General features: G+C 72.5%; 30 protein-coding genes. 17 read left to right on the top strand and 13 right to left on the bottom strand.

Translation table 11 applies throughout. The annotated features are described in order from the left end of the window. Window positions 1-170: 170 nt before the first annotated feature. A complete protein-coding gene (locus tag ACH54P_RS39565; RefSeq protein WP_489908395.1) occupies window positions 171-1,118 on the bottom strand; it encodes a hypothetical protein in 948 nt (315 codons plus the stop codon). 245 nt (window positions 1,119-1,363) lie between these two features. Here ACH54P_RS39565 and ACH54P_RS39560 point away from each other — a divergent pair, with 245 nt between their 5' ends. Then, window positions 1,364-1,519, top strand: a complete 156-nt coding sequence (locus ACH54P_RS39560) for a hypothetical protein (RefSeq protein WP_489908394.1) — start codon at window positions 1,364-1,366, stop codon at window positions 1,517-1,519. A 61-nt stretch (window positions 1,520-1,580) separates the two neighbouring features. After that, the gene (locus tag ACH54P_RS39555; protein ID WP_489908393.1) at window positions 1,581-1,748 is read left to right on the top strand and encodes a hypothetical protein; all 168 of its coding nucleotides are present in this window, start codon (window positions 1,581-1,583) and stop codon (window positions 1,746-1,748) included. Here the strand turns inward: ACH54P_RS39555 and ACH54P_RS39550 are convergent. Then, window positions 1,745-2,377, bottom strand: a complete 633-nt coding sequence (locus ACH54P_RS39550) for a TetR/AcrR family transcriptional regulator (protein ID WP_489908392.1) — start codon at window positions 2,375-2,377, stop codon at window positions 1,745-1,747. The genes ACH54P_RS39555 and ACH54P_RS39550 overlap by 4 nt on opposite strands. A 147-nt stretch (window positions 2,378-2,524) precedes the next feature. On the opposite strand from ACH54P_RS39550, the gene ACH54P_RS39545 reads away from it, so the two are divergent. From ACH54P_RS39545 to ACH54P_RS39535, 3 genes are read left to right on the top strand one after another with little or no spacing between them, the layout of a single operon-like run. Further along, complete coding sequence (locus tag ACH54P_RS39545; protein ID WP_489908391.1) at window positions 2,525-3,328, top strand: SDR family NAD(P)-dependent oxidoreductase; 804 nt, start codon at window positions 2,525-2,527, stop codon at window positions 3,326-3,328. A 28-nt stretch (window positions 3,329-3,356) separates the two neighbouring features. After that, complete coding sequence (locus tag ACH54P_RS39540) at window positions 3,357-4,478, top strand: DUF5938 domain-containing protein (RefSeq protein WP_489908390.1); 1,122 nt, start codon at window positions 3,357-3,359, stop codon at window positions 4,476-4,478. 5 nt (window positions 4,479-4,483) lie between these two features. Further along, window positions 4,484-6,001 (top strand): AMP-binding protein, encoded by a 1,518-nt coding sequence (locus tag ACH54P_RS39535; RefSeq protein WP_489908389.1) that lies wholly within the window; start codon window positions 4,484-4,486, stop codon window positions 5,999-6,001. Here ACH54P_RS39535 and sigJ read toward each other — a convergent pair. Further along, window positions 5,970-6,839, bottom strand: a complete 870-nt coding sequence (gene sigJ, locus ACH54P_RS39530; RefSeq protein WP_489908388.1) for an RNA polymerase sigma factor SigJ — start codon at window positions 6,837-6,839, stop codon at window positions 5,970-5,972. The two genes, ACH54P_RS39535 and sigJ, sit on opposite strands and share 32 nt — an antisense overlap. 105 nt (window positions 6,840-6,944) lie before the next feature. On the opposite strand from sigJ, the gene ACH54P_RS39525 reads away from it, so the two are divergent. Then, on the top strand, window positions 6,945-7,433 hold the full coding sequence (locus ACH54P_RS39525; protein WP_489908387.1) for a carboxymuconolactone decarboxylase family protein: 489 nt from the start codon (window positions 6,945-6,947) through the stop codon (window positions 7,431-7,433). A 37-nt stretch (window positions 7,434-7,470) separates the two neighbouring features. On the opposite strand, the gene ACH54P_RS39520 is transcribed toward ACH54P_RS39525, so the two are convergent. Next, complete coding sequence (locus tag ACH54P_RS39520) at window positions 7,471-8,520, bottom strand: amidohydrolase family protein (RefSeq protein ID WP_489908386.1); 1,050 nt, start codon at window positions 8,518-8,520, stop codon at window positions 7,471-7,473. A gap of 111 nt (window positions 8,521-8,631) precedes the next feature. Between ACH54P_RS39520 and ACH54P_RS39515 the strand changes: the two genes are divergently transcribed. From ACH54P_RS39515 to ACH54P_RS39500, 4 genes are all read left to right on the top strand, one after another. Next, complete coding sequence (locus ACH54P_RS39515) at window positions 8,632-9,186, top strand: hypothetical protein (RefSeq protein WP_489908385.1); 555 nt, start codon at window positions 8,632-8,634, stop codon at window positions 9,184-9,186. After that, window positions 9,095-9,994 (top strand): ABC transporter ATP-binding protein, encoded by a 900-nt coding sequence (locus ACH54P_RS39510; RefSeq protein WP_489908384.1) that lies wholly within the window; start codon window positions 9,095-9,097, stop codon window positions 9,992-9,994. The genes ACH54P_RS39515 and ACH54P_RS39510 overlap by 92 nt, the downstream gene beginning before the upstream one ends. Beyond that, window positions 9,984-10,802, top strand: a complete 819-nt coding sequence (locus tag ACH54P_RS39505; RefSeq protein ID WP_489908383.1) for a DUF2705 family protein — start codon at window positions 9,984-9,986, stop codon at window positions 10,800-10,802. Before ACH54P_RS39510 ends, ACH54P_RS39505 begins: the two co-directional genes overlap by 11 nt. A 98-nt stretch (window positions 10,803-10,900) precedes the next feature. Further along, the gene (locus ACH54P_RS39500) at window positions 10,901-13,219 is read left to right on the top strand and encodes a putative bifunctional diguanylate cyclase/phosphodiesterase (RefSeq protein ID WP_489908382.1); all 2,319 of its coding nucleotides are present in this window, start codon (window positions 10,901-10,903) and stop codon (window positions 13,217-13,219) included. 76 nt (window positions 13,220-13,295) lie between these two features. Here the strand turns inward: ACH54P_RS39500 and ACH54P_RS39495 are convergent, their stop codons facing one another. Continuing rightward, entirely contained in the window at window positions 13,296-14,117 is an 822-nt protein-coding gene (locus ACH54P_RS39495) for a cyclase family protein (RefSeq protein ID WP_489908381.1), read from the bottom strand. A gap of 101 nt (window positions 14,118-14,218) precedes the next feature. On the opposite strand from ACH54P_RS39495, the gene ACH54P_RS39490 reads away from it, so the two are divergent. Then, window positions 14,219-14,641 carry a DUF5709 domain-containing protein gene (locus ACH54P_RS39490; RefSeq protein WP_489916909.1) on the top strand — a complete coding sequence of 141 codons (423 nt, stop codon included), beginning with the start codon at window positions 14,219-14,221 and terminating at the stop codon, window positions 14,639-14,641. 272 nt (window positions 14,642-14,913) lie between these two features. Further along, window positions 14,914-15,870, top strand: a complete 957-nt coding sequence (locus ACH54P_RS39485; protein WP_489908380.1) for a LuxR C-terminal-related transcriptional regulator — start codon at window positions 14,914-14,916, stop codon at window positions 15,868-15,870. A gap of 8 nt (window positions 15,871-15,878) precedes the next feature. On the opposite strand, the gene ACH54P_RS39480 is transcribed toward ACH54P_RS39485, so the two are convergent. After that, window positions 15,879-16,043 carry a hypothetical protein gene (locus ACH54P_RS39480; protein WP_489908379.1) on the bottom strand — a complete coding sequence of 55 codons (165 nt, stop codon included), beginning with the start codon at window positions 16,041-16,043 and terminating at the stop codon, window positions 15,879-15,881. A 176-nt stretch (window positions 16,044-16,219) separates the two neighbouring features. On the opposite strand from ACH54P_RS39480, the gene ACH54P_RS39475 reads away from it, so the two are divergent. Further along, the gene (locus ACH54P_RS39475) at window positions 16,220-16,363 is read left to right on the top strand and encodes a hypothetical protein (RefSeq protein ID WP_489908378.1); all 144 of its coding nucleotides are present in this window, start codon (window positions 16,220-16,222) and stop codon (window positions 16,361-16,363) included. Window positions 16,364-16,497: 134 nt separating this feature from the next. Here ACH54P_RS39475 and ACH54P_RS39470 read toward each other — a convergent pair whose 3' ends face one another. Then, window positions 16,498-17,043: a mycothiol transferase gene (locus ACH54P_RS39470; RefSeq protein WP_489908377.1), complete on the bottom strand. Its 546-nt coding sequence runs from the start codon at window positions 17,041-17,043 to the stop codon at window positions 16,498-16,500. A gap of 56 nt (window positions 17,044-17,099) precedes the next feature. On the opposite strand from ACH54P_RS39470, the gene ACH54P_RS39465 reads away from it, so the two are divergent. Beyond that, entirely contained in the window at window positions 17,100-18,053 is a 954-nt protein-coding gene (locus ACH54P_RS39465; protein ID WP_489908376.1) for a helix-turn-helix transcriptional regulator, read from the top strand. An 87-nt stretch (window positions 18,054-18,140) separates the two neighbouring features. Here ACH54P_RS39465 and ACH54P_RS39460 read toward each other — a convergent pair whose 3' ends face one another. Further along, window positions 18,141-18,509 carry a MerR family transcriptional regulator gene (locus ACH54P_RS39460; RefSeq protein WP_489908375.1) on the bottom strand — a complete coding sequence of 123 codons (369 nt, stop codon included), beginning with the start codon at window positions 18,507-18,509 and terminating at the stop codon, window positions 18,141-18,143. A gap of 54 nt (window positions 18,510-18,563) precedes the next feature. Between ACH54P_RS39460 and ACH54P_RS39455 the strand changes: the two genes are divergently transcribed. Next, the gene (locus ACH54P_RS39455; RefSeq protein ID WP_489908374.1) at window positions 18,564-19,724 is read left to right on the top strand and encodes an MFS transporter; all 1,161 of its coding nucleotides are present in this window, start codon (window positions 18,564-18,566) and stop codon (window positions 19,722-19,724) included. 59 nt (window positions 19,725-19,783) lie between these two features. Here ACH54P_RS39455 and ACH54P_RS39450 read toward each other — a convergent pair whose 3' ends face one another. Continuing rightward, window positions 19,784-20,986, bottom strand: coding sequence for a glycoside hydrolase family 18 protein (locus ACH54P_RS39450; protein ID WP_489916907.1), 1,203 nt, complete (start codon window positions 20,984-20,986; stop codon window positions 19,784-19,786). Window positions 20,987-21,145: 159 nt separating this feature from the next. On the opposite strand from ACH54P_RS39450, the gene ACH54P_RS39445 reads away from it, so the two are divergent. Continuing rightward, a complete protein-coding gene (locus ACH54P_RS39445) occupies window positions 21,146-21,538 on the top strand; it encodes a hypothetical protein (protein ID WP_489908373.1) in 393 nt (130 codons plus the stop codon). On the opposite strand, the gene ACH54P_RS39440 is transcribed toward ACH54P_RS39445, so the two are convergent. Together ACH54P_RS39440 and ACH54P_RS39435 are read right to left on the bottom strand one after the other, a co-directional pair. Next, complete coding sequence (locus tag ACH54P_RS39440; RefSeq protein ID WP_489908372.1) at window positions 21,532-22,881, bottom strand: pyridoxal phosphate-dependent decarboxylase family protein; 1,350 nt, start codon at window positions 22,879-22,881, stop codon at window positions 21,532-21,534. The two genes, ACH54P_RS39445 and ACH54P_RS39440, sit on opposite strands and share 7 nt — an antisense overlap. A gap of 157 nt (window positions 22,882-23,038) precedes the next feature. Continuing rightward, a complete protein-coding gene (locus tag ACH54P_RS39435) occupies window positions 23,039-23,623 on the bottom strand; it encodes a YdeI/OmpD-associated family protein (RefSeq protein ID WP_489908371.1) in 585 nt (194 codons plus the stop codon). A gap of 85 nt (window positions 23,624-23,708) precedes the next feature. On the opposite strand from ACH54P_RS39435, the gene ACH54P_RS39430 reads away from it, so the two are divergent. After that, a complete protein-coding gene (locus ACH54P_RS39430; RefSeq protein ID WP_489908370.1) occupies window positions 23,709-24,242 on the top strand; it encodes a GNAT family N-acetyltransferase in 534 nt (177 codons plus the stop codon). Here ACH54P_RS39430 and ACH54P_RS39425 read toward each other — a convergent pair. Together ACH54P_RS39425 and ACH54P_RS39420 are read right to left on the bottom strand one after the other, a co-directional pair. Beyond that, window positions 24,232-24,699, bottom strand: a complete 468-nt coding sequence (locus tag ACH54P_RS39425; RefSeq protein ID WP_489916905.1) for a nitroreductase family deazaflavin-dependent oxidoreductase — start codon at window positions 24,697-24,699, stop codon at window positions 24,232-24,234. The genes ACH54P_RS39430 and ACH54P_RS39425 overlap by 11 nt on opposite strands. 18 nt (window positions 24,700-24,717) lie before the next feature. Beyond that, the gene (locus ACH54P_RS39420) at window positions 24,718-26,658 is read right to left on the bottom strand and encodes a glycosyl hydrolase family 28-related protein (RefSeq protein ID WP_489908369.1); all 1,941 of its coding nucleotides are present in this window, start codon (window positions 26,656-26,658) and stop codon (window positions 24,718-24,720) included. Between the last annotated feature and the right edge of the window lie 17 nt (window positions 26,659-26,675).

Genomic DNA, 26,675 nt, shown 5'->3' with positions numbered 1-26,675 from the left:
AGCACATCGGTGCCTGGACGATCCCCGGTCCGACATCCGGAGTAATCGAGGCGCTGACCAGCAACGTTGCACGCCCGCAGTGGTTGTCCAGCTATTGTCCGTTAACCGGGAACGGCCCACCCGGGTTACCCGGCGGTCGCCACCGGATTACGGGACAAATCCTGGACAGCTCAGCGCCAGCGGATCCCGTACGCGAAGCCGGGCGCGAGGTGCCGGAACCGCACGTGCACCTCGCCGGCGTCGTCGGTCCGCAGCACGGCGCCGCCCGGCGCCCGGTCGCGCGGGTCGCCCCGGACGGCCTTTTCCAGCCGCACGATCCGCTCCGGCACGCGGTCGCCGAACCGGACGTGCAGGTCGAAGAGATCGCACGGGTGCCGCGGAACGCAGACGTACCGCTGTTCCCGCATGTTCGCGCGGAACCGCAGGCCGATCTCGTGCCGGTCACCGCGCCGCAGCGGCTCCGGCAACCGCAACGACAACCCCACGCGGTCGTTCGTCTCCATGACGCGGCCGGCGAGCACACCGCCGTGGAACACGTCCACTTCGAGATCCGACTCGCGCACCGATTCCCCGGATTCGACGGCGACGGGCAGCGTCAATGCCAGGTCCAGCTGTGCGATTTCGTCGGCGTCGGCGATCACCCGGCGGAATTCGAACGCCTCCGCCACGGGCTGGTCGAGCGCCAGCGTGACGCGCAGTTCTTCGGTGTGCCAGCTGCGGCTCGGATAGCGCGGTCCCGGGTCCGGTCCGCCGCCGACGGCCATTGCGGCGATCTGCTCGATTCCTTCGTCGATCCGCCGCCGCACCGTGCGGTCGTCACGGTCGATCGTGATCGCCGCCCAGTGCACCCGTTCCTGGTAGAACGGCTTGCGCGCCCGCTCGTCCAGCGCGAACGCGGCGAGCAGCGAGATCTTCAGATCGTCCGGCAACGACTCGACCAGCGGCCGCAATCGGTCGGAAAGCTTACGCCGCACCACCACGGAGTCGTCATCTTCCAAAATGCCACACGCGGCGCGCAATGCGGGCCCGACCCGGTCTGCGAGCGATGTCGTGAAAATTGCCCTCCCTTTGCGCAGGACCTTCAGCTCCCCGACCACGTCCGCCGCATTGAGGCCCACCGTTCCTCCCTCGCCTTTCCCACGCACGGTGCTCAATGCTCGCCAGCGCCACCGCCGATGTCCAGTCGATCATGGGGCGGCAAACGGATCGTTATCCCGCGGTTTCCTTTCCCGCCCGCACGGGAAACGGGAAACTCCTTGCCGCGGCGTTACCGGCGGCCGCATTCTCGGGGTGCCGCATCGATTGCGCGGCGAAAATCCCCCGGACATCGAGCGCCGTCTCCCCCTCTGTCGAAGGAGCCGAAATGAAGGTCGTCTGTTCGTTCTCGCTGTTGCTGCGGCTGGCTTTCTGGGTGTCGGCGGTGGCTCTCGTCACGGGCGTCGCACTGGGCCAGCCGGGTGATCCGGCCCCCGCACCGCCCGTCACCCCCGTGGTCGCCGCGCACGCCCCCACCGGGTGATCGTGGCCCGGGCCCGGCCCGCCACCGGTTGGCGGCCGGCGGCGCCGGGTACTTGTTGATCATGAGCCCGAAGATGTGGCGTTGGCTGATCTCGGGGTCGCTGCGGCTCTTCCTGATCAGCGCCGTACCGGCCGCGGCGCACTTGTCGCTGTTCGCCGGGCTGGCGGCGACCGTGATCGCGTTCGTCGTGCCGCCGCCGCAGACCCCGCACCAGCGCGGCGGCCCCTAGCCGGTCACGAAGCGCGCCAGCACGGACGGGACGTCCCGTTCGAGCTCGGCGGCGGCCTCTTCCGCCCCGGCCAGGTACCGGAGCAGGGCCTGCTGGAACAGGCCGTCGAGCAGCGCGTACGCGACCGGTGGCGGCACGTCCACCGGCGCCGCCGCGAGTTCGGCGTAGCGCCCCACGACGTGCCAGATCATCTCCTCGCGGCGCCGGTCGATCTCCAGGACGTCGGCGCGGAACGATTCCTCGAACAGGGCCTGGTTGCGCAGGTCGTACCAGAGCCGGTGCATCTTCGCGTCGGCGCGCAGCGTCGCGGCCATCGCCGCCGCGAAGTCCCGTCGCAGCTCCTCCGCGTTCCGCGCGCGGGCGACGATCTCGTCGTACCGTGTGACGCAGACCTCCTCGAACTGCCGCACGCAGTGGGTCAGCAGGTCGACCTTGTCGGCGAAGTAGTAGTGCAGCACGCCGTGCGAAAACTCCGAGTTCTGCGCGATCTCGCGCAGGCTGGTGCGCGCGTAGCCGAGCTCGGCCAGCGTCTGCAGCGCCGACTCGGCCAGCTGCGCCCGCCGCTGCTCGAACTTGTCGACCTGGCGGCGGGAGATCCGGTCCCGGGTCCGCTCCTTCGCCTCTGTCACGTGCACCGTCCGTCGTGTTGTCGGTTGCCGGGTTCAGTCTATCGGGCACTTGACCAACTTTTCCTTGACGAGTGTCCAAGAAACTCTTGACGACTGTCCAGTCCTGGCCTGATGCTGTGGCCCAGCCGTCTCAAGGAGGAGATGTCCATGGGTGGATACGACCTGTCCGGGCGCGCCGCGCTGGTCACCGGTGGCGCGCGGGGCCTGGGCGCCGGAATGGCCGAAGCGCTGGCCCGCGCCGGCGCCGCGGTGGTGATCGCCGACATCCAGGAGGACCTGGGCCGCGCGACCGCCGACGCGCTCAAGCAGACCGGCGCCACCGCCGCGTTCGTCCGGCTCGACGTCACCGACGACGCGAGCTGGGAGCAGGCCGTCACCGCCACGATCGCCGAGCTCGGCGGCCTGGACATCGTGGTCAACAACGCCGGCATCGAGATCTCCGGCCTGGTCGCCGACCTCGATCCGGCCGACGTCCGCCGGATGCTCGACGTCAACGTCCTCGGCACCGCGCTCGGCATCAAGCACGCGTTCCGCGCGATGCGCCCCGGCGGCCCGGCCGGGCACGGCGGCGCCGTCGTCAACATCTCCTCGGTCGCCGCGACCATCGCGTTCCCCGGCATCGCCGGCTACTCCGCGACGAAGTCGGCGGTCGACCGGCTGACCCGCGTGGCCGCGATGGAGGCCGGGAAGCTCGGCTACGGCGTGCGCGTGAACTGCGTCTACCCCGGCCTGGTGCCCACCGAGATGGGCAACCAGCTGGCCACCGACGTCGTCCGGCTCGGCCTGTTCCCCAGCGTCGAGGACGCCATCGGCGCGGTGGTCGGGCAGACCCCGGCCGGCCGGCTCGGCGAGGTCACCGACATGGCCGACGCCGTCGTGTTCCTGGCTTCCGACGCCGCCCGCTTCGTCACCGGCGCCGGCCTGCCGGTCGACGGCGGCATGGGCATGTGACCCGCTTCCCCACCGAAAGGCGCTGCTCATGACCAAGCCCGTCGTCGTCTACGGCGCGTCCGGCTACACCGGTCGCCTGATCTGCGAATACCTGCGCGAGTACAACGTCCCGTTCACCGCCGCCGGCCGCGACAAGGCTCGCGTCCAAGCCGCCCTCGACCAGATCCCCGGCCTCGACACCGTCGACCACGAAGTCGTGGAAGTCGGCCACGAGGCCGAGTCGCTGGCCGAACTGTTCGAGGGCGCGTCCGTCGTCTGCAACACCGTCGGGCCGTTCGCCGAATACGGCCACGAGGTCGTCGAGGCCTGCATCCGCAGCGGTGCCCACTACCTCGACACGACCGGCGAGCAGGACTGGCTGATCACCTGCGACGAGACCTACGGCGCGCGGATGGCCGAGCGCGGCCTGCTGCTCTCGCCCGGCATCGCGCAGATGTACACGACCGGCGAGATCGCCGCAAACCTCTGCCTCGAGACGCCCGGACTGGACACTTTGGACATCCTGGTGTTCTGGAAGGGTTACCCCACCGTCGCTTCCACGCAGACGATCCTGGTCAACGCCGCGCTGTCGAAGGCGTACTACCTGGAGCAGGACACCTACCGGGAGTGGTCCGCCGACGAAGGCCTGCACGACGTCGCCGTGCCGGGTCAGCACGAGATCGGGCTCGCCCTGCCCTGGGGCGGCACGTCCCACCCGGTGTGGTTCAAGCGCGACCCGCGCGTGGCGAACGTCAAGGCGCTCGGCGGCGTCTTCGACCGGGCGCTCATGCAGGGCGTGCCGCTGATCGTGAAGGCGGTGCTCGAACAGGTCGCCGACCTGCCGGAGGCGGAGAAGCTCAAGGTGCTGCACGAGCAGGCCGCGGCCGTGCGCGACGAGATGCCGCCGCGGGAGAACCAGCGGATCAACACCTCCCTCGACTCCGTGCACGCGTCGGGCCCGGCCGGGCGCGCCCACTGCGTCATCCACGGCACGTGCAACTACAAGCAGACGGGGCTCCTGCAGGCGTACGCGGCGTATTCGCTGCTGCTGCAGCCGCCGCGGCGCGCCGGGTTCGCGTCGGCGTGCCAGGCGTTCGGGCACCGCGAACTGCTGGGCGTGCTGCGGAACTTCGGCCTGGTCCAGTCGCCGGTCCTGACGGTCCAGACCTGATCGCCATGCGCCTGGTCGACTACCTCGACAAGGGGGCCTCCCTCGGCCCCTCGGCGCCGTGCCTGACGATGGCCGGCGTCTCGCTGAGCTACGCGTTCGTCCAGGAGCTGTCCTGGCGGATCGCCCGGGCGCTGGACCGCTCGGGCGTCCGCCCGGGCGAGAAGGTCGCGATCCTGTCCGGCAACGACCCGACGGCGTTCTCCTGCGTCTTCGGCATTTCGCGGGCGGGCGCGGTCTGGTGCCCGGTCAACCCGCGCAACGCCGCCGGGGAGAACCGCGACCTCCTGGACCTGTTCGACTGCACGTGCCTCATCTTCCAGTCGTCGTTCGCGGCGCTGGTCGAGGAGATCAAGCCGGACCTGCCCCAGCTGAAGACGGTGGTCTGCCTCGACGACGGTTCGTTCGAGCAGTGGCTCGAGGACCCTTCGCCGTGGGAAGCGCCGCCGGTGGACGACGTCGTGATGATCGTCGGCACCGGCGGCACCACGGGCCGGCCCAAGGGCGTGGTGCTGACCGGGCACAACATCGAGACGATGACGGCGCTGACGTTGATGAGCTACCCCTTCGAGGGGCGGCCCCGGTACCTGGCGCTGGCGCCCCTGACGCACGCGGCGGGGGTGCTGTGCTTCCCGGTCATGACGCTCGGCGGCGAGATCGTCGTGATGCCGTCCCCGGACCTGACGGAGTTCATCGACCTGGTCGAGCGGAACCGGATCACGCACGCGTTCCTGCCGCCGACGTTGATCTACCTGTTGCTGGACAACATCACCCTGGACGCCGCGGACCTTTCGTCGTTGCAGTGCCTCTGGTACGGCGCGGCACCGATGTCCACGGCGCGGCTGAAGGAGGCGATCGAGCGGATCGGGCCGGTGCTGGGCCAGCTGTTCGGCCAGTCGGAGGCGCCGATGATGATCTCCACGCTGGCGCCAGCGGACCACTTCACCCCGGACGGCGGCCTCGCCGTCTCCCGGTTCGCTTCGGCGGGCAGGCCGACGCCGTTGACGCAGGTGGCCATTGTGGATCCGGACGGCCGGGTGCTGGGGCGGGACGCGCGCGGGGAGATCGTGGTGCGCGGGCCGCTCGTGATGGCCGGGTACTACAAGGACCCCGCGGCGACCGCCGAGGTGTCGCGGGACGGGTGGCACCACACCGGCGACATCGGCTACCTGGACCAGGACAACTACCTGTACATCGTGGACCGGCTCAAGGACATGATCATCAGCGGTGGCTTCAACGTCTACTCCGCCGAGGTCGAGCAGGCCCTGATGAGCCACCCCGCGGTCCGGGACTGCGCCGTGGTCGGGTTGCCGCACGCGAAGTGGGGTGAGCAGGTCACCGCCGTGGTGCAGTTCCACGCCGGGCGCGGGGTCGAGCCCGGCGAGCTGCTGCGCTTCGCCAAGGGGCTGCTCGGGAGCGTCAAGGCGCCCAAGGAGGTGCTGGTCTGGCCGGACCTGCCCCGGTCGAAGGTCGGCAAGGTGCTGAAGGCGGAGGTCAAGGAGCGGTTGCTGAGCGGTCGGTCCTGACCCACGAACGCAGCTTCTCCGGGTTCCGCACCGCCCAGATGTGCCGGATCGACTCCCCGGCGACGTCGAACGCGATGACCGTCACCACGATCCCGTCCCGGCGGGCGACCAGGCCCGGCCGCCCGTTGACCGTGGTCTCGGCCAGCGTCATCGCCGGGACCCGCTCGGTGATGGCGACCGTGTAGCGCGCGATCTGCTCGCCACCCGTGACCGGGCGCAGCACGGTCGTCACCAGGCCGCCTCCGTCGGCGGTCGCGGTGGCCTGCGGGTCGAGCAGGCCGACCAGCCCGGCGATGTCCTTCGCTTCCCACGCCAGCTTGAAGGCCCGGACGACCTCGGCACTCCGGCCGGGAGCGGGCGGCGGGGACGCCCGGACCCGGCGCCGCGCCGAGGACGCGAGCTGGCGGCACGCCGCCGCCGTGCGGCCGAGCACCCCGGCCACCTCGGCGAACGGGTAGCCGAACACGTCGTGCAGGACGAACGCCACCCGCTCGGCCGGGGTCATCGACTCCAGCACGATCAGGAACGCCATGGTGATCGACTCGTCCAGCGTGACGCGGTCCGCCGGGTCGGGCAGCCCCGCGACCGGTTCGGGGAGCCATTCACCCACGTAACGCTCCCGCCGCACGCGGGCCGAGCCGAGGTGGTCGAGGCAGATGCGGCTCGCCACGGTCGTCAGCCACGCGCCGGGCGATCCGATCGCCTCGCGTTGCGGCTCGGACAGCGCGTACCACCGGCCGTACGCCTCCTGGACGACGTCTTCGGCGTCGCTCAGGGAACCGAGCAGCCGGTAGGCGAGGCCGATGAGCCGAGGCCGCTCGTGCAGAAGATCACTCACACGCTTCTGACGAACCCGGGCGGCGATCTGTGACAGCGGCGCCTCACATCCGCGCGGGCTGCGTCGTCGGGCTACCGACACACCCGACCGGAAAGAAGGAACCCCATGCTCGAGTCACGCCTGCCGGACCCCGCCGAGTTCTTCCCGGAGCTGGGCGAGATCGCCGGCGCCCTGATCAAGGCGACGACGAACGGCGCGATCCCGCGGACGACGCTCAACCTGGTGCAGCTGCGCATCGCCCAGCTCGTCGGCAACACCTACCACACGGTCCGGCGCACGGAGCTGCTCCGCAAGTCCGGGGCGACGGAGGAGCAGATCGCGGCGGTGGCGTCCTGGCAGGACGCTCCCTACTTCTCCGAAGCCGAGCGCGTCGCCCTGGAACTCGCGGAGGCCGTCCTGACCCCGAACCCGTCCGGCGAGCGCGTCTCCGACGAGCTGTTCGCCCGGGCCGCGTCCCACTACGACGACAAGGCGCTCTGGACGCTCGTCCTGATCCTCGCGCAGATGTGCTTTTTCGTTCCGGTGGCGTTGATCGCGAAGCCGATTCCGGGGCAGCCGCTGGGGAGGAACTACTCCCGCAAGCAGCTCGGCTAGGCGCGGCCGCCGGGCACGGACTGCCGCAAGCAGCCCGTCAAGCGCGGCCGCGCACCCGGCGACCCCGCAGCACCACCGCCACCGGGTCGGCCAGCACCGCCAAGTCGAGCCGGGGGTCCCGGTCGTAGATCACCGCATCGGCCGGGGCTCCCGGCTCCAGCCCCCGCAGCCCCAAGTACTCCCGCGCGCTCCACGACGCCGCCGCCAGGGCCGCCTCCGGGTGCACTCCCGCCGCCGCCAGTGCGTGGATCTCGGCGAGGATTCCGCCGTGGGGCAGGGAATCCGTGCCCGCCAGCACGCGGACTCCCGCTTCCGCCGCGGCCGCCGTCAATGCGCCGTGCACCCGCGCGCCACCCAGGTACCACGTGCGGGCCGGGCTGTCCGGCTCCTTTTCCCTTCGCCCCAGGCCTTCCGTGATCACCGACAACGTCGGGGTCAGCGCCGTGCCCTGCTCGGCCATCCGGGCCAGCAGGTCCGGGTCGAGGCACATCCCGTGCTCCAGGCTGTCGACGCCCGCCGCCACCGCGGCCGCGCCGCCGTCCGGGTGCTGGCTGTGCACCGCCACCCGCCCGCCTGCCGCGTGCACCTCGCGCACCACCGCCCGCAAGATGTCCACCGGCACCGCGGAATCGCCGACGCGCCAGTCCGCGATGATCTTCGCCCAGCCCGTCGCGGCCGCCTGCGCCGCCGCCAGGGCCGGCAGCTCGTCGTGGGCGGCGCGGCGGCCCCAGCCGTCGAAGAACTGACCGTGCTGGGCCAGCCACGGGCCCGCGTGCCGGGCGCGGGGCACGTCGGGGTCTTCGCCGAACCACGGCGGCGGCTCCCCCGGCAGGCCCGGTGCGCGGATCAGGGTCACCCCGGCGTCGACGTGCTGGTGCAGCTGTTCCCGCAGCAACGTGGGATCCATCGGCTCCCCCGGCGACGACGCGCCGGGATGCGTGTGCGCGTCGACCAGCCCCGGCACCAGCCAGCCTTCGCCGACGAGCGAGGCGCCCGGGACCGGGTCGGTGGTCCAGCGGTCGCCGTCGGCGTAGAGGTCGACGTACTCGCCGCTCGGCAGCGCGTACCCCCGGATGCGAACGATCACCACCTCGAACGTACCCGCGTACGCAGCCCGGCGTAGCCGCAAGTGCCGTACGCGGGCGGACGACCGCGGCGCCGCGGATCCCGAGGATGGGAGGCACCGAAAGGAGAACCCATGACCAGGCTGAGCGCCCGGGCCCGCAAGACGTACCTGGTGGCGCACATCGTCTTCGCCGGCGCGTGGATCGGGATCGACGCCGTCCTCGGCATCCTCGTCTGCACCGCGCTGCTCTCGAGCGATCCCGCCGTGATCACCACGAGCCTGCGGGCGCTCGACCTGTTCGCCGTGTGGCCGATGCTGATCGCCGCCGTCCTCACGCTCGCCACCGGCCTCGTGCTCGGCCTCGGCACCCGGTACGGCCTGGTCCGCTACTGGTGGGTGGCCGCGAAGCTCGCCGTCAACGTCCTGATGGCCCTGCTGATCCTGTTCGCGCTGCGGCCGGGGATCACCGAAGCCGCCGCCGGGACGGGCGACCCCCGCGGCCTGCTCTACCCCGTCGTCGTCGCCCCCAGCCTCTTGCTGTTCGCCAGCGTCCTCTCGGTCTTCAAGCCGTGGGGCCGCGTCCGGAAGGAGCCCCATGACCCAGCCCGTGGAAACGACCGCACTGACCAAGCGCTACGGCGCGATCGCCGCGGTGGCGGACCTGAACCTGTCGGTGCGCGCCGGTGAGGTGTACGGCTTCCTCGGCCCCAACGGCGCGGGCAAGACGACGACGCTGCGGATGCTGCTCGGCCTGATCCGGCCGACGTCCGGCCGCGTCCGGCTGCTCGGCGCGGAACCGGGACCCGGCAGCCTCGCCCGCGTCGGCGCCCTGATCGAAGGCCCCGCCTTCTACCCGTACGTGTCCGGCCGCGCCAACCTGCGGATCCTCGCCGACCACGCCGGCGTCCGCCGCACCCGGGTCGACGCCGTGCTCGACGTCGTCAGCCTCACGAGCCGCGCCAAGGACCGGTACGCGACGTACTCGCTCGGCATGAAGCAGCGCCTCGGCCTCGCCGCGGCCCTGCTGAAGGAGCCGGAACTGGTGGTGCTCGACGAGCCGACCAACGGCCTCGACCCGGCCGGCATGGCCGACATGCGGGTCACCCTGCGCAAGCTCGCCGCGGACGGCTGCACCGTGCTGCTCTCCAGCCACCTGCTGGCCGAGGTCGAACAGATCTGCGACCGCGTCGGCGTGCTCGACCACGGACGGCTCGTCACCGAGACGACCGTCGAGGACCTGCGGGCGGGCGGTGCGCTGCGCGTCGTCGCCACGCCGGTGGACACGGCCCGCGACCACCTCGGACGCCTCTTCGGCGCGGACCGCGTCCGCGTCGAGGGCAAGGCGCTCGAACTCGACGTCGAACCCGGCCAGGCCGCGCGGGTCAACGCGGCACTGGTCGCCGCCGGCCTCGACGTCAGCGAACTGCGCTGGCACGAACCCGACCTGGAACAGACCTTCCTCGCCCTGACCGGAGGTACCCCCGATGCTGCGTGACATCCGAGCCGAGCTCCTCAAGCAGTCCCGCCGCCCCGCGAGCTGGCTGCTGCTGGCCGTCGCCGTCGTGCTGAGCCTGACGTTCGGCTACGCCATCCCGTACGCGGGCTTGAGCGGGGCGACGTCCGGTCCGCCGGGCTCCAACCGAGGGCTGGCCGCCATGCTGCCGGACGCGTTCATCGGCAGTGCGCTGGGCGGGCTGCCGATCTTCGTCGGCGCCCTCGCGCTGATCTTCGGCGTGCTGGTGGCGGGGAGCGAATACGGTTACGGCACCTGGAAGACGGTGCTGGTGCAGCACCCGTCGCGCGTCGCGGTCTACGGCGCGAAGCTGGTGACCGTCGCGATCGCCGCGCTCGCCGTGGTGCTCGCGCTGTTCGCGGCGACGGCGGGCGCGAGCGCGCTCGTCGCGTCGCTCCAAGGCCAGGCCGTGAGCTGGCCGGCGGTCTCCGAAGTCCTGCGCGGCCTCGGCGCCGGCTGGCTGGTCACGACGATGTGGGGTGCGCTGGGCGTGCTGCTCGCGATCGGCCTGCGCTCGGTCGCGCTGCCGATCGGGCTCGGCCTGGTGTGGCTGCTCGCCGTGCAGAACCTCCTGGCCTCGATCGCCGCGCCGCTGCTGGACTGGGTCGCCGAGCTGCAGAAGGTGCTGCCCGGCCCGAACGCGGGCGCCCTCGCCGCCGCCTTCGGGGCGAGCGCGCCCGGGGTCGGGCAGGTCGTCGGGTCCGGGCAGGCCACCGCCGTGCTGGTCGGGTACGTGGTCGTCTTCGGCGCGCTCGGCGGCTGGCTGCTGCACCGGCGTGACATCGCCTGACCAAGGGTACCGGCCACCGGTGCGGTGAGCCCGCGAGCGATCACGCCCGGTGTAGTGTTTCCCGGTCCGACCGGCGGGCGTGACCCACGTGAGGTGCCATGACAGTGCGGCGGTACCCGGGGGCGATCCTGCTCGTCGCCGGCACGGTGGCCCTGGTCGCGGTGAACGGCCTCGCCCTGTGGGGCGACGGGTTCGCGCTGTGGATCGACGACGTCATGCAGCTCGGCGCCGGGGTGGCCGCCGTCGTCTGCGGCGTCCTGCTCGCCCGCCGCGTGCGCGGGCACCAGCGCTGGTGGCGGGTGCTGATCGCGCTCGGCATGGCCGGCTGGTCGCTCGGCCAGTGCGTCTGGTCCTGGTACCAGCTCGTCGACGGCCGCGGGCTGCCGTCGCCGTCGCTCGCCGACGTCGGCTACCTGAGCTTCCCGGTGTTCGCGCTCGCCGCGCTGTTCACCCTGGCCCGGGCGCGGACCCGGCCGGACCGCGAACGCTGGCGGCCCGAGCAGTGGACCGCCCACTTCGGGGTCGCGGTGGTGCTCGACGGCCTGGTCGTCACCGGCTCGTTGTTCATCCTCACCTGGACCGCGGCGCTCGGGCAGCTGGTCCGGGCGACCGCGCCGGACGCGCTCGCCTGGGCCGTCGCCATCGCCTACCCGCTGTCGGACCTGGTCGTCGTGGTCGTCGCGGTGCTGCTGGTGGTGTTCGACCGGGTGGACCGCCCGTACCGCGCGAACCTGCTGCTGCTCGCCGTCGGGATCGTCGCGCTGGCCTGCTCCGACAGCGTGTTCGCCTACCTGGTCAGCATCGGCGCGCAGAGCATGAAGCCGTGGGCGGACGCGGGGTTCGTGCTCGGCCCGCTGTTCATCGCCTACGCGTTGCTGGCCCTGCCGGACGAGCGGCGGCGCGACGAGGCGAACCCGCCGGTCGGGGTCGACTGGTGGCAGCTGGCGCTGCCGTACGTGCCGGTCACCGCGGTCGCCCTGCTGATCACCGTGCAGGTCGTGGCGGGCGCGGGGCCGGACGGCGTCGAGGTCGCCGTCGGCGTGCTGGTGGTGTTCCTCGTGCTCGCCCGGCAGCTGCTTTCCTTGCTGGACAACAGGTTGCTGCTGCGCCGGGTGTACGAGGGCCAGCAGCAGCTGACCCACCAGGCCTACCACGACCCGCTGACCGGGCTGGCCAACCGCGCGCTGTTCGCCGACCGGCTGGACCGGGCCATCGAACACAGCGGGGAAGGCACCGGCGGGCACCGGCCGCTCGTGCTGATCTTCGTCGACCTGGACGACTTCAAGGACGTCAACGACCGCTTCGGGCACGCGGGCGGGGATGTCCTGCTGCACGCGGTCGCCCAGCGGCTGCTGAGCTGCGTGCGCGCGGGCGACACCGTCGCGCGCCTGGGCGGTGACGAGTTCGCGATCCTGCTGGAGGGTGAGCTCGACGCCCCGCAGGCCGTCGCCGACCGGATCCAGGGCGTGCTGCGGCGCCCGTTCGCGGTGGACGGCACGCTGGTCCCGGTCCGCGCGAGCATGGGCCTGGTCGTGCCGGACCCGGCCGAGCCGCTGATCAGCTCGGACGTGCTGCTGGGCCGCGCGGACACGTCGATGTACGCGGGCAAGCGGCTGGGCAAGGACACCACCGTCGTCTACCGCCCCTCGCAGGACGGCCCGCCCGACTTCCCGTCGGCGCTGCGGCGCGCGGACGGCGGCCTCCCGGAGGGCTTCGGCCTGGTGTTCCAGCCGATCGTCCGGCTGGCCGACGAGACCCCGGTCGCGGTGGAGGCCCTGGCCCGGTGGACCACGCGGGACGGCACGTCGGTCTCGCCCGAGACGTTCGTCCGCGCGGCCGAAGGCGCCGGCCTCGGCGCCGAGCTGGACGCGCTGGTGCTGGACCTGGCCTGCCGGGAGATCACCGCGGCGGGCGTGGAGCTCACGGTGCACGTCAACGTGTGCGCGAGCCGGCTCGGCGCCGCGACGCTCGAGCGGAGCGTCGGCGCGAGCCTCGCCAAGTACTCGCTGCCCGCGGAGCGGCTCGTCGTCGAGATCACCGAGACCGTGCCGGTGCCCGACCTCGTCGCGGGCGCCGCGGCGATCCGCCGCCTGCAGGAGCTCGGCGTCCGCGTGGCGCTCGACGACTTCGGCGCCGGGTACAGCTCGCTGACCGTGCTGCACGCGCTGCCGGTCGACCTGATCAAGCTGGACCGGGCGCTGACCACCGGCGTGCAGCCGGAACGGGACACGGCGCTGTGCCGGTCGCTGGTCGGGCTCTGCGCCGACCTCGACATGGCGGTGGTCGCCGAGGGCATCGAGACGGCCGAGCAGGCCGAACTGGTCACCCGGGCGGGCTGCACCACCGCCCAGGGCTACCGGTTCGGCCGCCCGGCCCCGCTGTCCGCGCTGAGGCTGTCGACGCTTTCGACCGGTTAGACGCTGTCCGGCAAGCCAGTGGAGCCGACCTCGGCTCGATCACCGCCCGCGCCTTCTCCGTCGACGCACCGCGGCCCTAGGCAGTCCCCGGCGGCAGGACGCCGAAGATCGTCGCGGTCGAACCGGCGCCCTTGCGGTTGATCGGCCCGCCGGCGAGGACCCAGGCGCCGGTCGTGGGCAGGGCCGCCAGGTTGGCCAGGATCTCCAGGCTGATCCGGTGGCGCCGGTAGACCAGCTTGGACACCGTGTACGTCTCGTCGGTGCCGACGTCGGGGCTGAACGTGTCGGTGCCGGTGCCGCCGCGGCGGCCGAGCCGTCCGGTGTCGATCAGCCACCGCACCGCGGGGATCGAGAACCCCGGCTGGTGCAGCACGCCGTCGGCGCCGGTGTTCGGGAAGGCGGGGGTACCCCACTTGGCGTCCCAGCCGGTCCAGAGCACGACGACCGATTCGGCGGGGATCCGGCCGTGGCGCTTCTCCCACGCCTTGAGGTTGTCGATCGTCACGGCGTAGTCGGGGTTGCCCGCGGCCTTCGCTCTCACGTCGATCTTCACGGCGGGCCGGAACAGGTCACCGGGGTCCATCTCGTCGGCGAGCGGCTCGCCGGTGTTGAAGTGGCCGGGGGCGCCCCAGTGCGTCCCGGTGTGCTCGCCTTCGCGGACGTACTGCAGGTAGTAGCCGTCGTCGGGGATGGTGGCGATGGTCTCCAGCTCGAAGGCCGGGTCCCCGGGGAAGACGTTGGTCGTGGCGGGGTCGTTGACGTGGGACAGGTTGACCAGCTTCAGCTGGTCGAGCCGGACCGGCGGCACCGACTGCGCGGCCTGGGCGGTGCGCCCGGACAGCGCGGCACCGAACACCCCGGCCAGCCCCGCGGCCAGCACCCTGCGTCTCATCGGCATGAGGGATCACCTTTCACCGGAACATCCGCCGCGGTGGCGGCCCCGCACGGTGATATCACCCGGGCCCCGCACGGCCAAGGAGTTGCGCGAAGATGGCAGTCATGGACGACGACATCGAAGACAACGCCGACGACGGCATCCTCGACCCCGAGGACACTTTGGACGACCGCGACGAGCTCGCGGAGGGGTATTCCCCGCCCGAACGGGCGCAGGCCACCGAAGGCTGGGGCACCACCGCGCGCGAGACGGCGGAGGGCGAAAGCTGGGCGGGCCGGCTCGCCCGCGAGGTCCCCGACCTGGCTTCCGGCGACGACGACGGCCTCGGCGACAGCGAGGACACCGACGGCGAGCTGATCGACGACGAGGTCGGCGACGTCCGCGCGGGCCGCCTGGTCGCCACGGACGAGGGTTTCGGCGCGGACACCGACGAGGAGCTCTACGCCTCGGACGCGGGCATCGACGGCGGCGCGGCTTCGGCGGAGGAAGCGGCGGTCCACGTGATCGATCCCTCGCGGCGCTGGTGAGCCGTTCACATCCGTGAACCTTCACTGATCTTCCCGGGCACGCCGCCCGGCAACGTCGTCCCGCGACGGCCGGGCTTCGGCGGCCACGAACCCCGTGGTCAGCAAGCCGAAGCCCGGGCCGCACCGGGGCCGGACCCACCCCCACGACGGGTCCGGCCCCGATTTCCGCAACCGGCCTAATCCTTTCCCCCGACCGGCGCGTGGGGTAGGTGGCAGAGCGGTCAGCGTCCGGATCCGGCCGTTCCGCCCGCCACTGCCGGAAAGGGACACCGATGCTGGAAGGCTTGCTGACGCCCGGCGCGGGCGCGCTGTACGACGCCATGGTGCGCACCGGGCCGGTGCCGCTGGAGGACCCGCGGGCCGAGAGCCCGGAGATGCGGGAGCTGTTCGACCGCGGGTTCGTGCGCCGCGACTACCGCGACGACCCGGTCATCGCGCCGATGGAACCGGTCCGCGCGGTCGACCACGCCATCCTGGGCGCGCAGCAGCGGCTGCTGGAGCAGCAGCGCCAGATCGTCGCCGCACGCCAGCAGCTCGACATGCTCCAGGCGGTGTACCGGGCGGCGAACGGATCCGGCGGCGACTCCGCCGTCGAGGTGCTGACCGACCCGCGGCGGATCGGCTCCCTGTCGCTGGAGCTGTGCCTGTCCGCGCGCGAGGAGTTCCTCACCTTCACCACGCGGCACTTCAAGCGGAAGCCGGACGCGAGCACGGTGATGCAGCTGCCCGACGCCGTGACCGAACGCGGGGTGCGGCTGCGCAACGTCTACGAGCGCGCCGCGCTGGAGTTCGAGGGCGCGAAAGAGGTTGTCGACGCCAGTGTCGCCGCCGGCTGGACCATGCGGGTGGCGCCCGAGCTGCCGATGAAGATGGTGATCGCGGACCGCCACTCCGCGCTCGTGCCGCTGGACCCGAGCGGGATGGAGGGTGCGGTGTTCGTCCGCAGCCCGACGATCGTGGCGGCCCTGCGGATGCTGTTCGAGCTGGTCTGGAGCCAGGCCGTGGCGGTGCACGGCCCCGGCTCCGAGCCGCGGCACGGGCTGACGCCGACCCAGGCCAAGGTGCTGGACCTGCTGGCCACCGGGATGACCGACGGCGCGATCGCGCGGCACCTCGACGTCAGCGAGCGGACGGTCCGGCGGCACGTGCAGGGCCTGCTCGAAGCGCTCCAGGCGGACAACCGGGTGGCCGCGGTGTTCGCGGCCACCCGGTTGGGTTGGCTGGGCTGAGGCCCGCGCTACTCCCAGTGGCAGGTCGGGCTGCCGGCCGTCCAGATCCAGACGCAGTCGGTCTTGGGCTTGCCCGTGGGCCCTCCGGCGTCGGCGGCCTCGGCAGCCGGCGCACCGGCCACCACCAGCGCGGCGATCACGGCGACCAGCCCGGTCAGCGCTCGTTTGATCATGCTCGTCCTCCCACGAAGTGATCTCTCCCCTCCCGCACGTTAGGGCCCCGCGCCACGCACCGGCAGGGGCGGCTTCGGCCACTGTCCGGTTCCGGCCACCGTCCGCCCGGCCGGAACCGGACGTTGGCCGCCCTAGACCGGTGCGCGTCGCCGCGAAGCGCTCTTACGGTCGGGGCATGGGAGACGAGGCGCCTTCGCGCTGGTGGGCCGAGGAGGGGACCCGTCCCCGCCCGGAGCCGGCGGGCTGGTGGCCGGAAGCCGACACCCTGCACTGGGTCCAGGCGCCGGATCCGGACGACGACGCGGGAACCCGGTCGTGAGGGGAGAATCCGACGTCACCCCCGACTAGCGCGACGCGGGAAAGCAGGGGCGGCAAGAGAATCCGACTTCCCGCTGGACCGCACTACGCGGGAAACCAGCCGTGCCAGGAGAATCCGGCGGCGACCCTCCCCTCCTACCCCGGCGCGTCCTCGCCCACCAGGCCGTCGAACGCCTCGCGGAGCAGGTCCGCGTGCCCGGTGTGGCGGGCGTACTCCTCGATCATGTCCGCGACCACCCGGCGCAGGTTCGGGGTCCGCCCGTCGGGCCAGGTGACGTGGCCGGGCTGACCGGCGTCGCCTTCGGCCAGTGCCGCGGCGACCAGGGCGCGTGACCGGGTGATCGCCGCCTTCCAAAGGGCGTAGAGCTCCTCCGGGCTGTCGTCGGCGGCTGTGCGCCAGTCCCAGTCCGGGTCGGCGGTCCAGTCGACCGCGTCCCAGGGCGGTCCGATCGGCTCGCCGCGCAGGGTGACGGCGAACCAGTTCGCCTCGGCGCAGGCGAGGTGCTTGAGCAGGCCGCCCAGCGTCATCGTGGTCGCGGCCGTCGTGGCCCGCAGCCCGGCGGCGTCCAGGCCCCCGCACTTCCAGGCGAAGGTGCGGCGGATGCGTTCGAGGGTGCTGAGCAGGGTCGCGATCTCGTCGCCGTCCATGACGACGGTCGGGTACGGGGTGTCGTCGGTCATGGCCGCGAACCCTACGATCGGTTCCGGACGATCCCCTTCCGGAATCGAGAATTCCCATGGCGGACGACACGAGCCCGACCGCACGGGCGTTGCTGACCCTCGCCCTGCTCCAGGCGGGACCGGGGCTCACCGCCGACCGCCTCGCCGGCGAGCTCGGCGTCTCCGAACGCGCGGCCCGGCGCTACGTCGGCATCCTCCGCGAGGCCGGCATCCCGGTCGAAGCCACCCGCGGCCCCCACGGCGGGTACCGGCTCGGCCGCGGCCTGCGGCTGCCGCCGCTGACGTTCACCCCGGCCGAGGCCCTCGGGCTGGTCATGGCCGTGCTCGACGGCCACCACGACGCCGACGACCCCGGCACCCTGGTCGGCAGCGCGCTCGGCAAGATCGTGCGGGCGCTCCCCCAGCCGGTCGCCGCCCAGGCCGAGGCGGTCCGCCGCACGGCCTCGCCCGCACCCGACACCGCGGCCGTCCGGCCCGACGCGGACACCACGACCGCGCTCGTGCACGCCTGCGCCCACCACCGGCGGGCCCGGCTCGGCTACCGCTCCGAAGCCGGCACGGAGTGGACCGGCGACGTCGAACCGTGGGCGGTCGTCGTCCGCCACGGCCGGTGGTACCTGCTCTGCCGCACCTGCCCGGAGAACGCCGTCCGGGCGTACCGGATCGACCGGGTCCGCGGCGTGGAAGTGCTGGACACCGCCTTCGACCCACCGGCGGGCCTCGACCCCGTCGCGCGGCTCGAGGAGCACCTCGCGGCGGGGTGGGAGTACGACGTCGAGGTCGTGGTCGACGCGCCTCCCGAAACGGTGCGCCGGTGCCTCCCCCGCGCCGTCGGCCGCCTCGACCGGCTCGATGACGGCACCACCCGCTTGAGCGGCAGCACCAGCAATCCCGCCTGGTACGCCGAGCAGCTCGCGAAGATCCCGGCGGGGTACCGGATCGTGCACTGCCCCGAACTCCGACACGCGGCCCGCACCCTCGGGGAGCGCATGCTGGCCGCCGCCGGGTAGAAACGTCGGCTGCGGTGCCGGCGCCGCTGCCGTGTCGCGGGAAAGCGCCCCCGTGGGGCTTGAGCCGGGGCACTGGGCGGCCACCAGCTAGACGCGGTTGTACTCGCGCACCGCGTCGAGGTACTCGGAAATCGCGTCGCGGTTGCGCAGCAGGCATTCCGCGCGCCGGGCCATGCGGTCGCGTTCCTCCTCCAGCGTGGCGATCATCTCCGGGGTCGCGTCCGGGAAGTAGATCGCCCGGGGCTTGTCGAGGCACGGCAGGATCTGTTTGATGATCCTCGTGGGCAGCCCGGCGTCGAGCAGCCCGCGGACCTGGATCACCCGGTCGACCGTGGCTTCGTCGTAGTCGCGGTAGCCGTTCGGCCCGCGCGAAGCGATGATCAGGCCCTGCTCCTCGTAGTACCGGAGCAACCGGCGCGATGTCCCCGTCCGCTCCGCCAGCTCGCCGATCCGCATGTGCGCCACCTCACGTAGACCTTCACATCAATGTGAGGGTTCGAGCATAGCGGCATGACGAGCACCGAAGTCCACCGGCAGACCGCCGCCCTCCTCGCCCTGACCACCGCCGCGTTCGTCACCGTGCTCACCGAGGCGCTGCCCGCCGGCGTGCTGCCCGGCATGAGCGCCGGCCTCGGCGTCGGCGAGTCCGCGGCCGGCCAGGCCGTGACGATCTACGCGCTCGGCACCGCCCTCACCGCCATCCCGCTCTCCGCGGCCACCGCCGCCTGGTCCCGCAAGCGCTTGCTGCTGGCCGGGGTGGCGGGGTTCGCCGTCGCCAACACCGTGACGGCGATTTCCGCGACCTACCCGCTGACCATGGTCGCCCGGTTCGTCGCCGGGGTGGCCGCCGGTGTCGTCTGGGCGCTGCTGGCCGGGTACGCCCGGCGGCTCGCCCCGGACAACCAGGGCAAGGCCATCGCGATCGTGATGGCGGGCATCCCGCTCGCGCTGTCGCTCGGGATCCCGGCCGGGACGTTCCTCGGCGGCCTGCTCGGCTGGCGCTCGGCGTTCGGCGTCATGTCCGCGATCGCCGTGGTGCTCCTCGCCTGGATCGCCGTCAAGGTCCCGGACCAGCCCGGGCAGACCGGCGGCCGGATACCGGTCCTGCACACGCTGAGCGTGCCGGGCGTGCTCCCGGTGCTGGTCGTCACGCTGGTGTTCGTGCTGGCCCACACCGTGCTCTACACCTACGTCGCCGCGTTCCTCGGTCACGCCGGGATGGGCGACGCCGTGGACGTCGTCCTGCTCGTGTTCGGCGTCGCGTCGATGGCCGGGATCTGGGTTGTCGGCGCGCGGATCGACCGCGCGCTGCGCACGCTGACCGTCCTCAGCACCATCCTGGTCGCCGTCGCCGCGACGATCTTGGCGACCACAGCCGGCAGCCCGGTGCTGGTCTACGCCGCCGTCGCGCTGTGGGGCCTCGGCTGGGGCGGCGTCCCGACGCTCCTGCAGACCGCGGCCGGCAACGCGGGCGGCGAAGCGGCGGACAACGCGCAGGCCATGCTCGTCACGCTGTGGAACGCGGCGATGGCCGCGGGCGGCGTGCTCGGCGGCGTCCTGCTCGACGCCGCCGGGCCGGCGTCCTTTCCCTGGACGCTCCTGCTGCTCCTGCTGCCGGTGCTCGCCGTGGTCCTGGGCGCCCGGCGGCACGGCTTCCCCGCGGCGTCTTGAATGGACGAAGGGCCCGGGCGGTTCGCGCCCGGGCCCTCCAGCTTCTTGGGAAGGCGGAATCAGCAGCGGCCGGCGATGGCCCGCAGCAGTTCCGCGTTCGCGGTGTCGCCGGACAGCTCCCAGGCGAACACCCCGCCGAGCCCCTGCGACTTCGCGTAGCCGGCCTTCGCCGACGCCGTCTCGGGCGTGTCGTAGCTCCACCACTGCGAACCGCACTTCGCGTACGCCGTGCCGGCGACCTTGCCGTTGGCGGGGCACGTCGTCTTGAGGACCTTGTAGTCCTCGACGCCCGCTTCGTACGTTCCCGGGGCGGGGCCGGTGGCCGTGCCACCCGGCTGCTTCTGCGTCACGCCGTCCCAGCCGCGGCCGTAGAACCCGAGGCCCAGCAACATCTTCGCCGACGGGACGCCCTGGTGGCGCAGCTTCTGGATCGCGGCGTCGGCGTAGTACCCGGCGTGCGGGATGCCCGGGTAGGACCGCAGCGGCGAGTGCGGCGCGGTGGGCCCGGTCGGCTGGCCGCCCGCGACGAAGTAGTCGTAGGTCATCACGTTGTACCAGTCGAGGTACCGGCTCGCGCTGCCGTAGTCGGTGGCGTCGATCTTGCCGCCGCGAGAGCCGTCCGCGGTGATCGCGGCGGTGACGAGCTGGCGCCCGAACTTCGCCCGCAACGCCTTGACCAGCGCCGTGAACGCCTTCGGCCCGCTGGTGTCGCAGGTCGCGCCGCAGGCGTTCGGGTACTCCCAGTCGACGTCGATGCCGTCGAAGACCCCGGCCCAGCGCGGGTCGTTGACGAGGTTGTAGCAGGACTCGGCGAAGGCCTCCGGGTTCTCGGCCGCCTCGGTGAAGCCCGCCGACCAGGTCCAGCCGCCGAACGACCACAGCACCTTCAGCTTCGGGTGCAGCTTCTTCAGCTCGAGGAGCTGGTTGAAGCTGCCGTGCAGGGCACCGGGCTCGGTGCTGTCGGCCTGGCCGCTGACGCTCGTCGCGGCGTCGTAGGGCATGTCGTGGTCGGCCCACGGGTCGCCGACGGCGCACCCGCCGCCCGTCACGTTGCCGAACGCGTAGTTGAGGTGGGTCAGTTTCGCCGCCGACCCCGACGTCTCGATGTCCTTGACGTGGTAGTTGCGGGCGTAGACGTCCCAGTCGGCGAAGTAGGCCATCACCTTGCCCTGCGGCTGGCTCGCTGCGGCGGACGGCGCCACGACGGCGGCCGCCAGCGCCAGCGCGACAATCGCAAGCGGACCGGTGATGCTCTTTTTCATGCGTTGCACGGCTTTCCCTTCGACGGGGGAGCTTCGGCGAACCGGCGCGCTGAGGCTAACAGGTCCAGACCACTGCGGACCAGGGCGAAACGTTGTGGGCAAAGGTTTCGCGATGACACCGCAGCCCGGCGCGAATTCACGGCGTGGCATGATCGGCCGATGACCGAGTTCGGCTGCGCCCGCTGCTCCGGCGAAGACGCCCTCACCGCGCTGGCGTTCTGCACGACCCGCCTGCGCGAAATCCACCGTCTGGTCGAACAGTCCCACTTCGGCATCTCGCTGCGCGAATGCCCGGAGTGCCACCAGGGGTTCGCCGCGATCTTCACGGAGTTCGTCGACTGGTCGGGCGGCGAGGACGCGCAGTACTTCGACTTCGTCCCGCTCACCCCCGCCGAGGTGACATCGTTGGCAGCGCAGGGTTCCCGGGTCGACCTGGTGCGGCTGGGCGCGCTCGGCAGCGTCCGGCGGCGGCTGTCGTCGAGCTGGCCGACCGGCGCGGAGAAGCAGATCGCCTGGCGGACGGACCCGCTTTCGGTGCGCGAAGGCTACTGACCGGCCAGCCGGCGGATCGCCGCGGCCGAGCGGTCGACGTCGGCCTCCGTCGTCATCCAGTTCGAGACGGAGATCCGCAGGTAGCGGCGGCCGCGCCAGGTGGTGCCGCCGAGCCAGCAGGTGCCGTCGTCCTGGATGCGGCGGATGATCCCGTCGGTGCGTCGGTCGTCGCCGAAGGAGACCAGGACCTGGTTGAGGACGACGTCGTTGGCGATCTCGGCGCCGCCTTCGGCGAGGGTGTGCGCGAAGCGGCGGGCCAGCCGGCAGCAGCGGTCGACGAGCTCGGCGACGCCGTCACGGCCGAGTTCGCGCAGCGCCGCCCAGACCGCGAAGCCGCGGGCGCGGCGCGAGGACTCCAGGGTCAGGTCGCCCATGCCGGACACCTCGCCGGCGCCGGTCAGGTAGGCCGCGCGGTAGGCGATCGTCTCGGCGTGGACCTCCGGGTGGGCGCAGAAGACGAACCCCGAGTCGTACGGGACGTTCAGCCACTTGTGGCCGTCGCAGGCCCAGGAGTCGGCCAGCTCGACGCCGTCGAGGAGGCTCGCGGTCCTGGGGTTGGCGGCGGCCCAGAGGCCGAAGGCGCCGTCGACGTGGATCCAGGCGTTCCCCGCGACCGCCCGGGCGGCCCGGATGTCGTCGCACGCGCCGGTGTTCACGTTGCCCGCCTGCAGGCAGACGATGGTGGGTCCGTCGATTTTGGCGGCGAGGTCGTCGATGTCGATGGCACCGTCCGGATTGGCCTTGACGGGTTCGACCGCCCGGGTGCCGAAGCCGAGCAGCCGCAGGGCGCGGTCGACGGTGGCGTGCCGCTCCTCGCTCGCGACGACTCGGACGCGCGGGGCGCCGGCGAGCCCGTCGCGCTCGACGTCCCAGCCGGCCTCGGCGAGCACGTGGTGCCGGGCGGCGGCCAGCCCGACGGTGTTGGCGGCCTGCCCACCGGTGACGAAGCCGGCGGACGCGGTGGCGGGGAGGCCGAGCAGCTCCTTGAGCCAGTCCCCGGCGGCCTGTTCGGCGGCGGCCGCGGCCGGGGAGAGGACAGCGTTGAACGCGTTCTGGTCCCACCCGGCGGCAAGGACGTCGGCAGCGGTGGCGGCGGGCAGCGCGCCCCCGATGACGAAGCCGAAGAACCGCGGCCCGGCGGTGGCGACCAGCCCGGGTTCGGCGGCTTTCGCGAGTTCTTCGAGGACGGTGGCGGGTGGGGTGGGAGCGTCGCGGAGCTGCCCGAACCCCGCGCGCAAGGCTGCCGGGTCGACGGGTCCGGCAACCGGGCGATCTCCGAGGCGCCCCCGGTAGTCGGCGGCCAGCTCGGCGGCGCGGGCCAAGAGGTCACGTAGGTCGTCCACAGGGCGACTGTAGGCCGGAACGACCGGGACGGCTGGCGGTTTTCGCCTCGGCCGACCGCCCGGGCGGAAGCTGAGGCGCCGCGGTTCGCGCGCAGACCGCGCCGCCTTCAAGCCGCTGCGCTCGTCCATCGACCGCGACGCCCCCGCAAGGCCGAAGCTAAGCCGCCTTCGGGTGGGCAGCGCGCCGGTTCTCGCGGGCCAGCTCGACCGTCCGCTCGATCCGCCGCTGCCGCGTCTCCGGCCGCTTGGCCTTGGCGATCCACTCCAGGATGAGCCGCTTCGACGAGGGCGGGAACGCCGCGAAGTGCGCGGCCGCGGCAGCGTCGAGCGCCCGCTCCAGATCCTCCGGCACCACGCCGTCCTGCGCCTCGGCCAGCGCGTCCCAGGTCCCCGTGCGCCGGGCGAGGTCGACCATCGCCTGTCCCGCGGGCGCCATCAGGCCTGCCGAGGCCAGCCGGGCCACGCGGTCCCGGTTCACCCGGCTCCACGTGCTCGCGGGCTTGCGCGGCGTGAAACACAGGTACGTGCTCCCGGCGTCACGCCGCAGCGCCTTGCTGTCGATCCACCCGAAGCACAGGGCCTGCTCCATCGCCTCGTGGATCCCCACCCCCGGCTCCGGGTTCCCCTTGCGCCGGATCACCAGCCACACCGCCGTCTCCGTGCGGCCGGACGCAGCCAGCCACCGCCGCCACTCCGCCACGGATGTGACCTGCAGCACTGCGACACCGTCGATCTTCTCCATCCCCCCATCGTCCGGGGTTAAGTGTTCATCTTCTGAGCACTTTCGCGCGGGAACAATCACCGACCTCCCGGCGTAGCGTCCTGGTATGGAGACTCCGTTGAGCACCGACCGGCTCGTGATCCGGGACTGGACGGTGGACGACGCCGAAGCCGCCTTCGCGATCTACGGCGCGGAGGACGTGACGCACTGGCTGACCCCGGCCATGGACCGCGTCGGCGACATCGGCGCGATGCGCTCGGTCCTGCAGGCCTGGCAGGAGGCGCAGCCGAACCTGCCGCCGCCACGCGGGCGGTGGGCCATCGAGCGCAAGGAGGACGGCGCGGTGATCGGCGGCCTCGGCATCCGGCTGCTGCCGCCGTTCGAGGAGGACCTCGAGCTGAGCTGGCAGCTCAGCCCCGGCGCCTGGGGCCAGGGCTACGCGTCGGAGGCCGCGACGGCGCTGATCGAGTGGGCGTTCACGCAGGACACCGAAGAGCTCTTCGCCGTCGCGCGGCCCAACAACACCCGCGCGATCGCCGTCGCCAAGCGGCTCGGCATGAACTGGGTCGGCGAGACGGACAAGTACTACAACCTGCGGCTGCAGGTGTACCGGATCCGGCACACCGACCTCATCGGCTGACCGGCTCCAGCAGGAAGACGCGGATTTCGCGGCCCTGCGCGCGCTCGGCGTAGCGGTCGTACGCCGGCCAGTACGCCGCGACCGCGTCCCACATCTCCCGACGCTCGTCGCCGGTCAGGAGCCGGCCGGTGACCTCGACGGTCCGGCCGCCGATGGAGACCGTCGCGTCCGGGTGCGCCAGGAGGTTCGCCGACCACGCCGGGTGGGCCTCGCCGCCCCAGTTCGAACCGATCACGACGTACCCGCCGCCGCGCTCGACGTAGAGCAGCGGCACCTGGCGCGGCTCACCGCTGCGGCGGCCGATGGTGGTGAGCAGCAGCGTCCGCAGCCCGACCGCCGCGCCGACGCCGACCCGGCCGCCGCTGATCCGCAGCAGCACCCGGTCGGCGGGCACGAGCGCCCGCCCGAGCACCGCGAACGCCCGGCTCTTGCCGAACCCGGCGAAAACACCCCGCAAACCAGCCACGGCGAAACCCTAGCTCCCCCACCCCGACGGCGCCGGGGGCGGCACGACCGGCGGCCGGTCGTCGCAGGTGATCGTGTTCGGCAGCAGCCACGGCGCGAGCCAGCCGCCGTCGTTGCCCCCGAGGTCGGTCAGCGAGAACTCCGACCCCGACGGCGGGAAGCCGAACGAACCGCAGTTGTTGACGCCGACCGCGCCGACGTTGCGGGCGTCGACGTCGCGGAACGACGCCGAGCCCGCCGACCGGGCGCTGAGCACCGACGTCCCGGTGCCGTCGACGCGCAGGTCCGCGAACCGGAGCCCGCTGATCGAGTAGCGGTCCTTCACCGGGAAGTCGCTGACCAGCATGATGGCGTTGTAGGTGTTGTCCAGGAAGTGGTCGCCGGTCACCTCGATGTCCGCCGCGATGTCCTTCTCCAGCGCGTAGAACCAGATCGCGCCGAGCCCGATCTTCCAGTTCAGCTCGAAGGTCCCGGCCCGCACGGTCGTGTTGCCCGCGATGCGCAGCGAGCCGGCGAACGGTTCCGCACCGAACCGCGAGCCGGCCTGGATCGCGCTGCCTTCGCGGATCGGGTCGGCGATGAGGTTGCCCGACACCGTGTTGTCCGCACCGCCGTAGAGCGCGATCCCGTTGGCCAGCACCGGCGTCTGGACGGTGTTGTGGTCGAAGGTGTTGCGCGCGTCCTGCGCCTTCTCCGACCACATGGCCAGGCCGTCGTCACCGGTGTTGCGGACGAAGTTGCCCGCCACCACCGAGTCCGTCACCCCCGTGTGGAAGTTGAGGCCGTCGGCGATCTGGTCGGCGATGACGTTGCCGGTGACGCGGGTGCGCGTCATCGGCCCGTCGAACCACAGGCCGACCTTCGTGTGGTGGAGGTACAGGGAGTCCACAGTGGAATCACTGAGCGCGCCGCCGATCGCGTTGACCTGGTCGGTGTCGACGCGTTCCCGGACGTCACCCTCGATCGCGAAGCCGGAGAGGTGGACGTTGTGACTGCCCCCGGCCGAGGCTTCCTCGCCGTACAGGCCGACGCCGTGCCCCTTGATGATCGTGTACCAGCTGCCGGCGCCTTCGATCGTCACGTCGTCGACGATGACGTGCCGGTCGACCCGGTACGTACCCGGCGGCAGGTACACCTTCAGGTGGGCGCGCCGCGCGAAGGCGATCGCGCGCTCGACGGCGCCGGCCGCGTCACGGCGTCCCGTCGGGTCGGCGCCGAAGAGCCGCACGTCGGCCGCGAAGGGAACCACCCGAGGCGGGGCGACCTGTTCGGTGTCGAGCAGGTCGATGACGGTCCAGGCGGCGGCTCCGGCCGGGACGGTGAGCCGCACGCGGTCCCCCGCCCGGTGCGACCGGCCGAGCAGGAGCCGCTGTTCGTCGTAGAAGTGGCTGGGGCGGAACGGTTTCGCGATTCCGGGCGCCGGTGTCGTCGCCGCCGGGACGCACGAGCACTCGGTGATCCACCAGTCCGGGTGCAGCAGCTCCGCGTCCGGGTCGTTGGTGAACGGGTACTGGTTGTACAGCCAGGAGTACTGCGAGGTCAGCGTCATCCGCTGCCGGTGGCCGCCGTTCACCGTGACGTCGAGCGGCGAAGTGATTCCGCCGCCGCGCGGGGCGTCCGGGATGCTGTACCGGACGGTGATCGCGTTCGCCGCCGCGGGCAGCGTGAACTCGACGTGCTGCCCCGGCGCCAGCCGCACCGCGCGCCGGCCGGACGCTTCGGCGGGCAGCGTGTAAGCCGTGCGGTCCGGCCCGATCACCTCGCCGTCGGTGCGGGCGTTCTCGGCCTCCTGCTCGAGGAAGCCGACGTCGGCACCGCGCCCGGCGACCAGGGCCGGATCGAGCGCGGCCCGCGTCACGACCGGCCGGTCGGCGGCGGCGGCGGCCGGAGCGGCCACCGACCCGAGGGCGGCGACCGCGACCAGCACGGCTCCGAAGGTGCGTCGCGACATCGCGGCCTCGCTTCCTC

This window comes from Amycolatopsis sp. N2S4-7 (genome assembly GCF_058119595.1).
The sequence above is the reverse complement of the archived record's forward strand: the minus strand, read 5'-3'. Positions and strand labels throughout refer to the sequence as shown.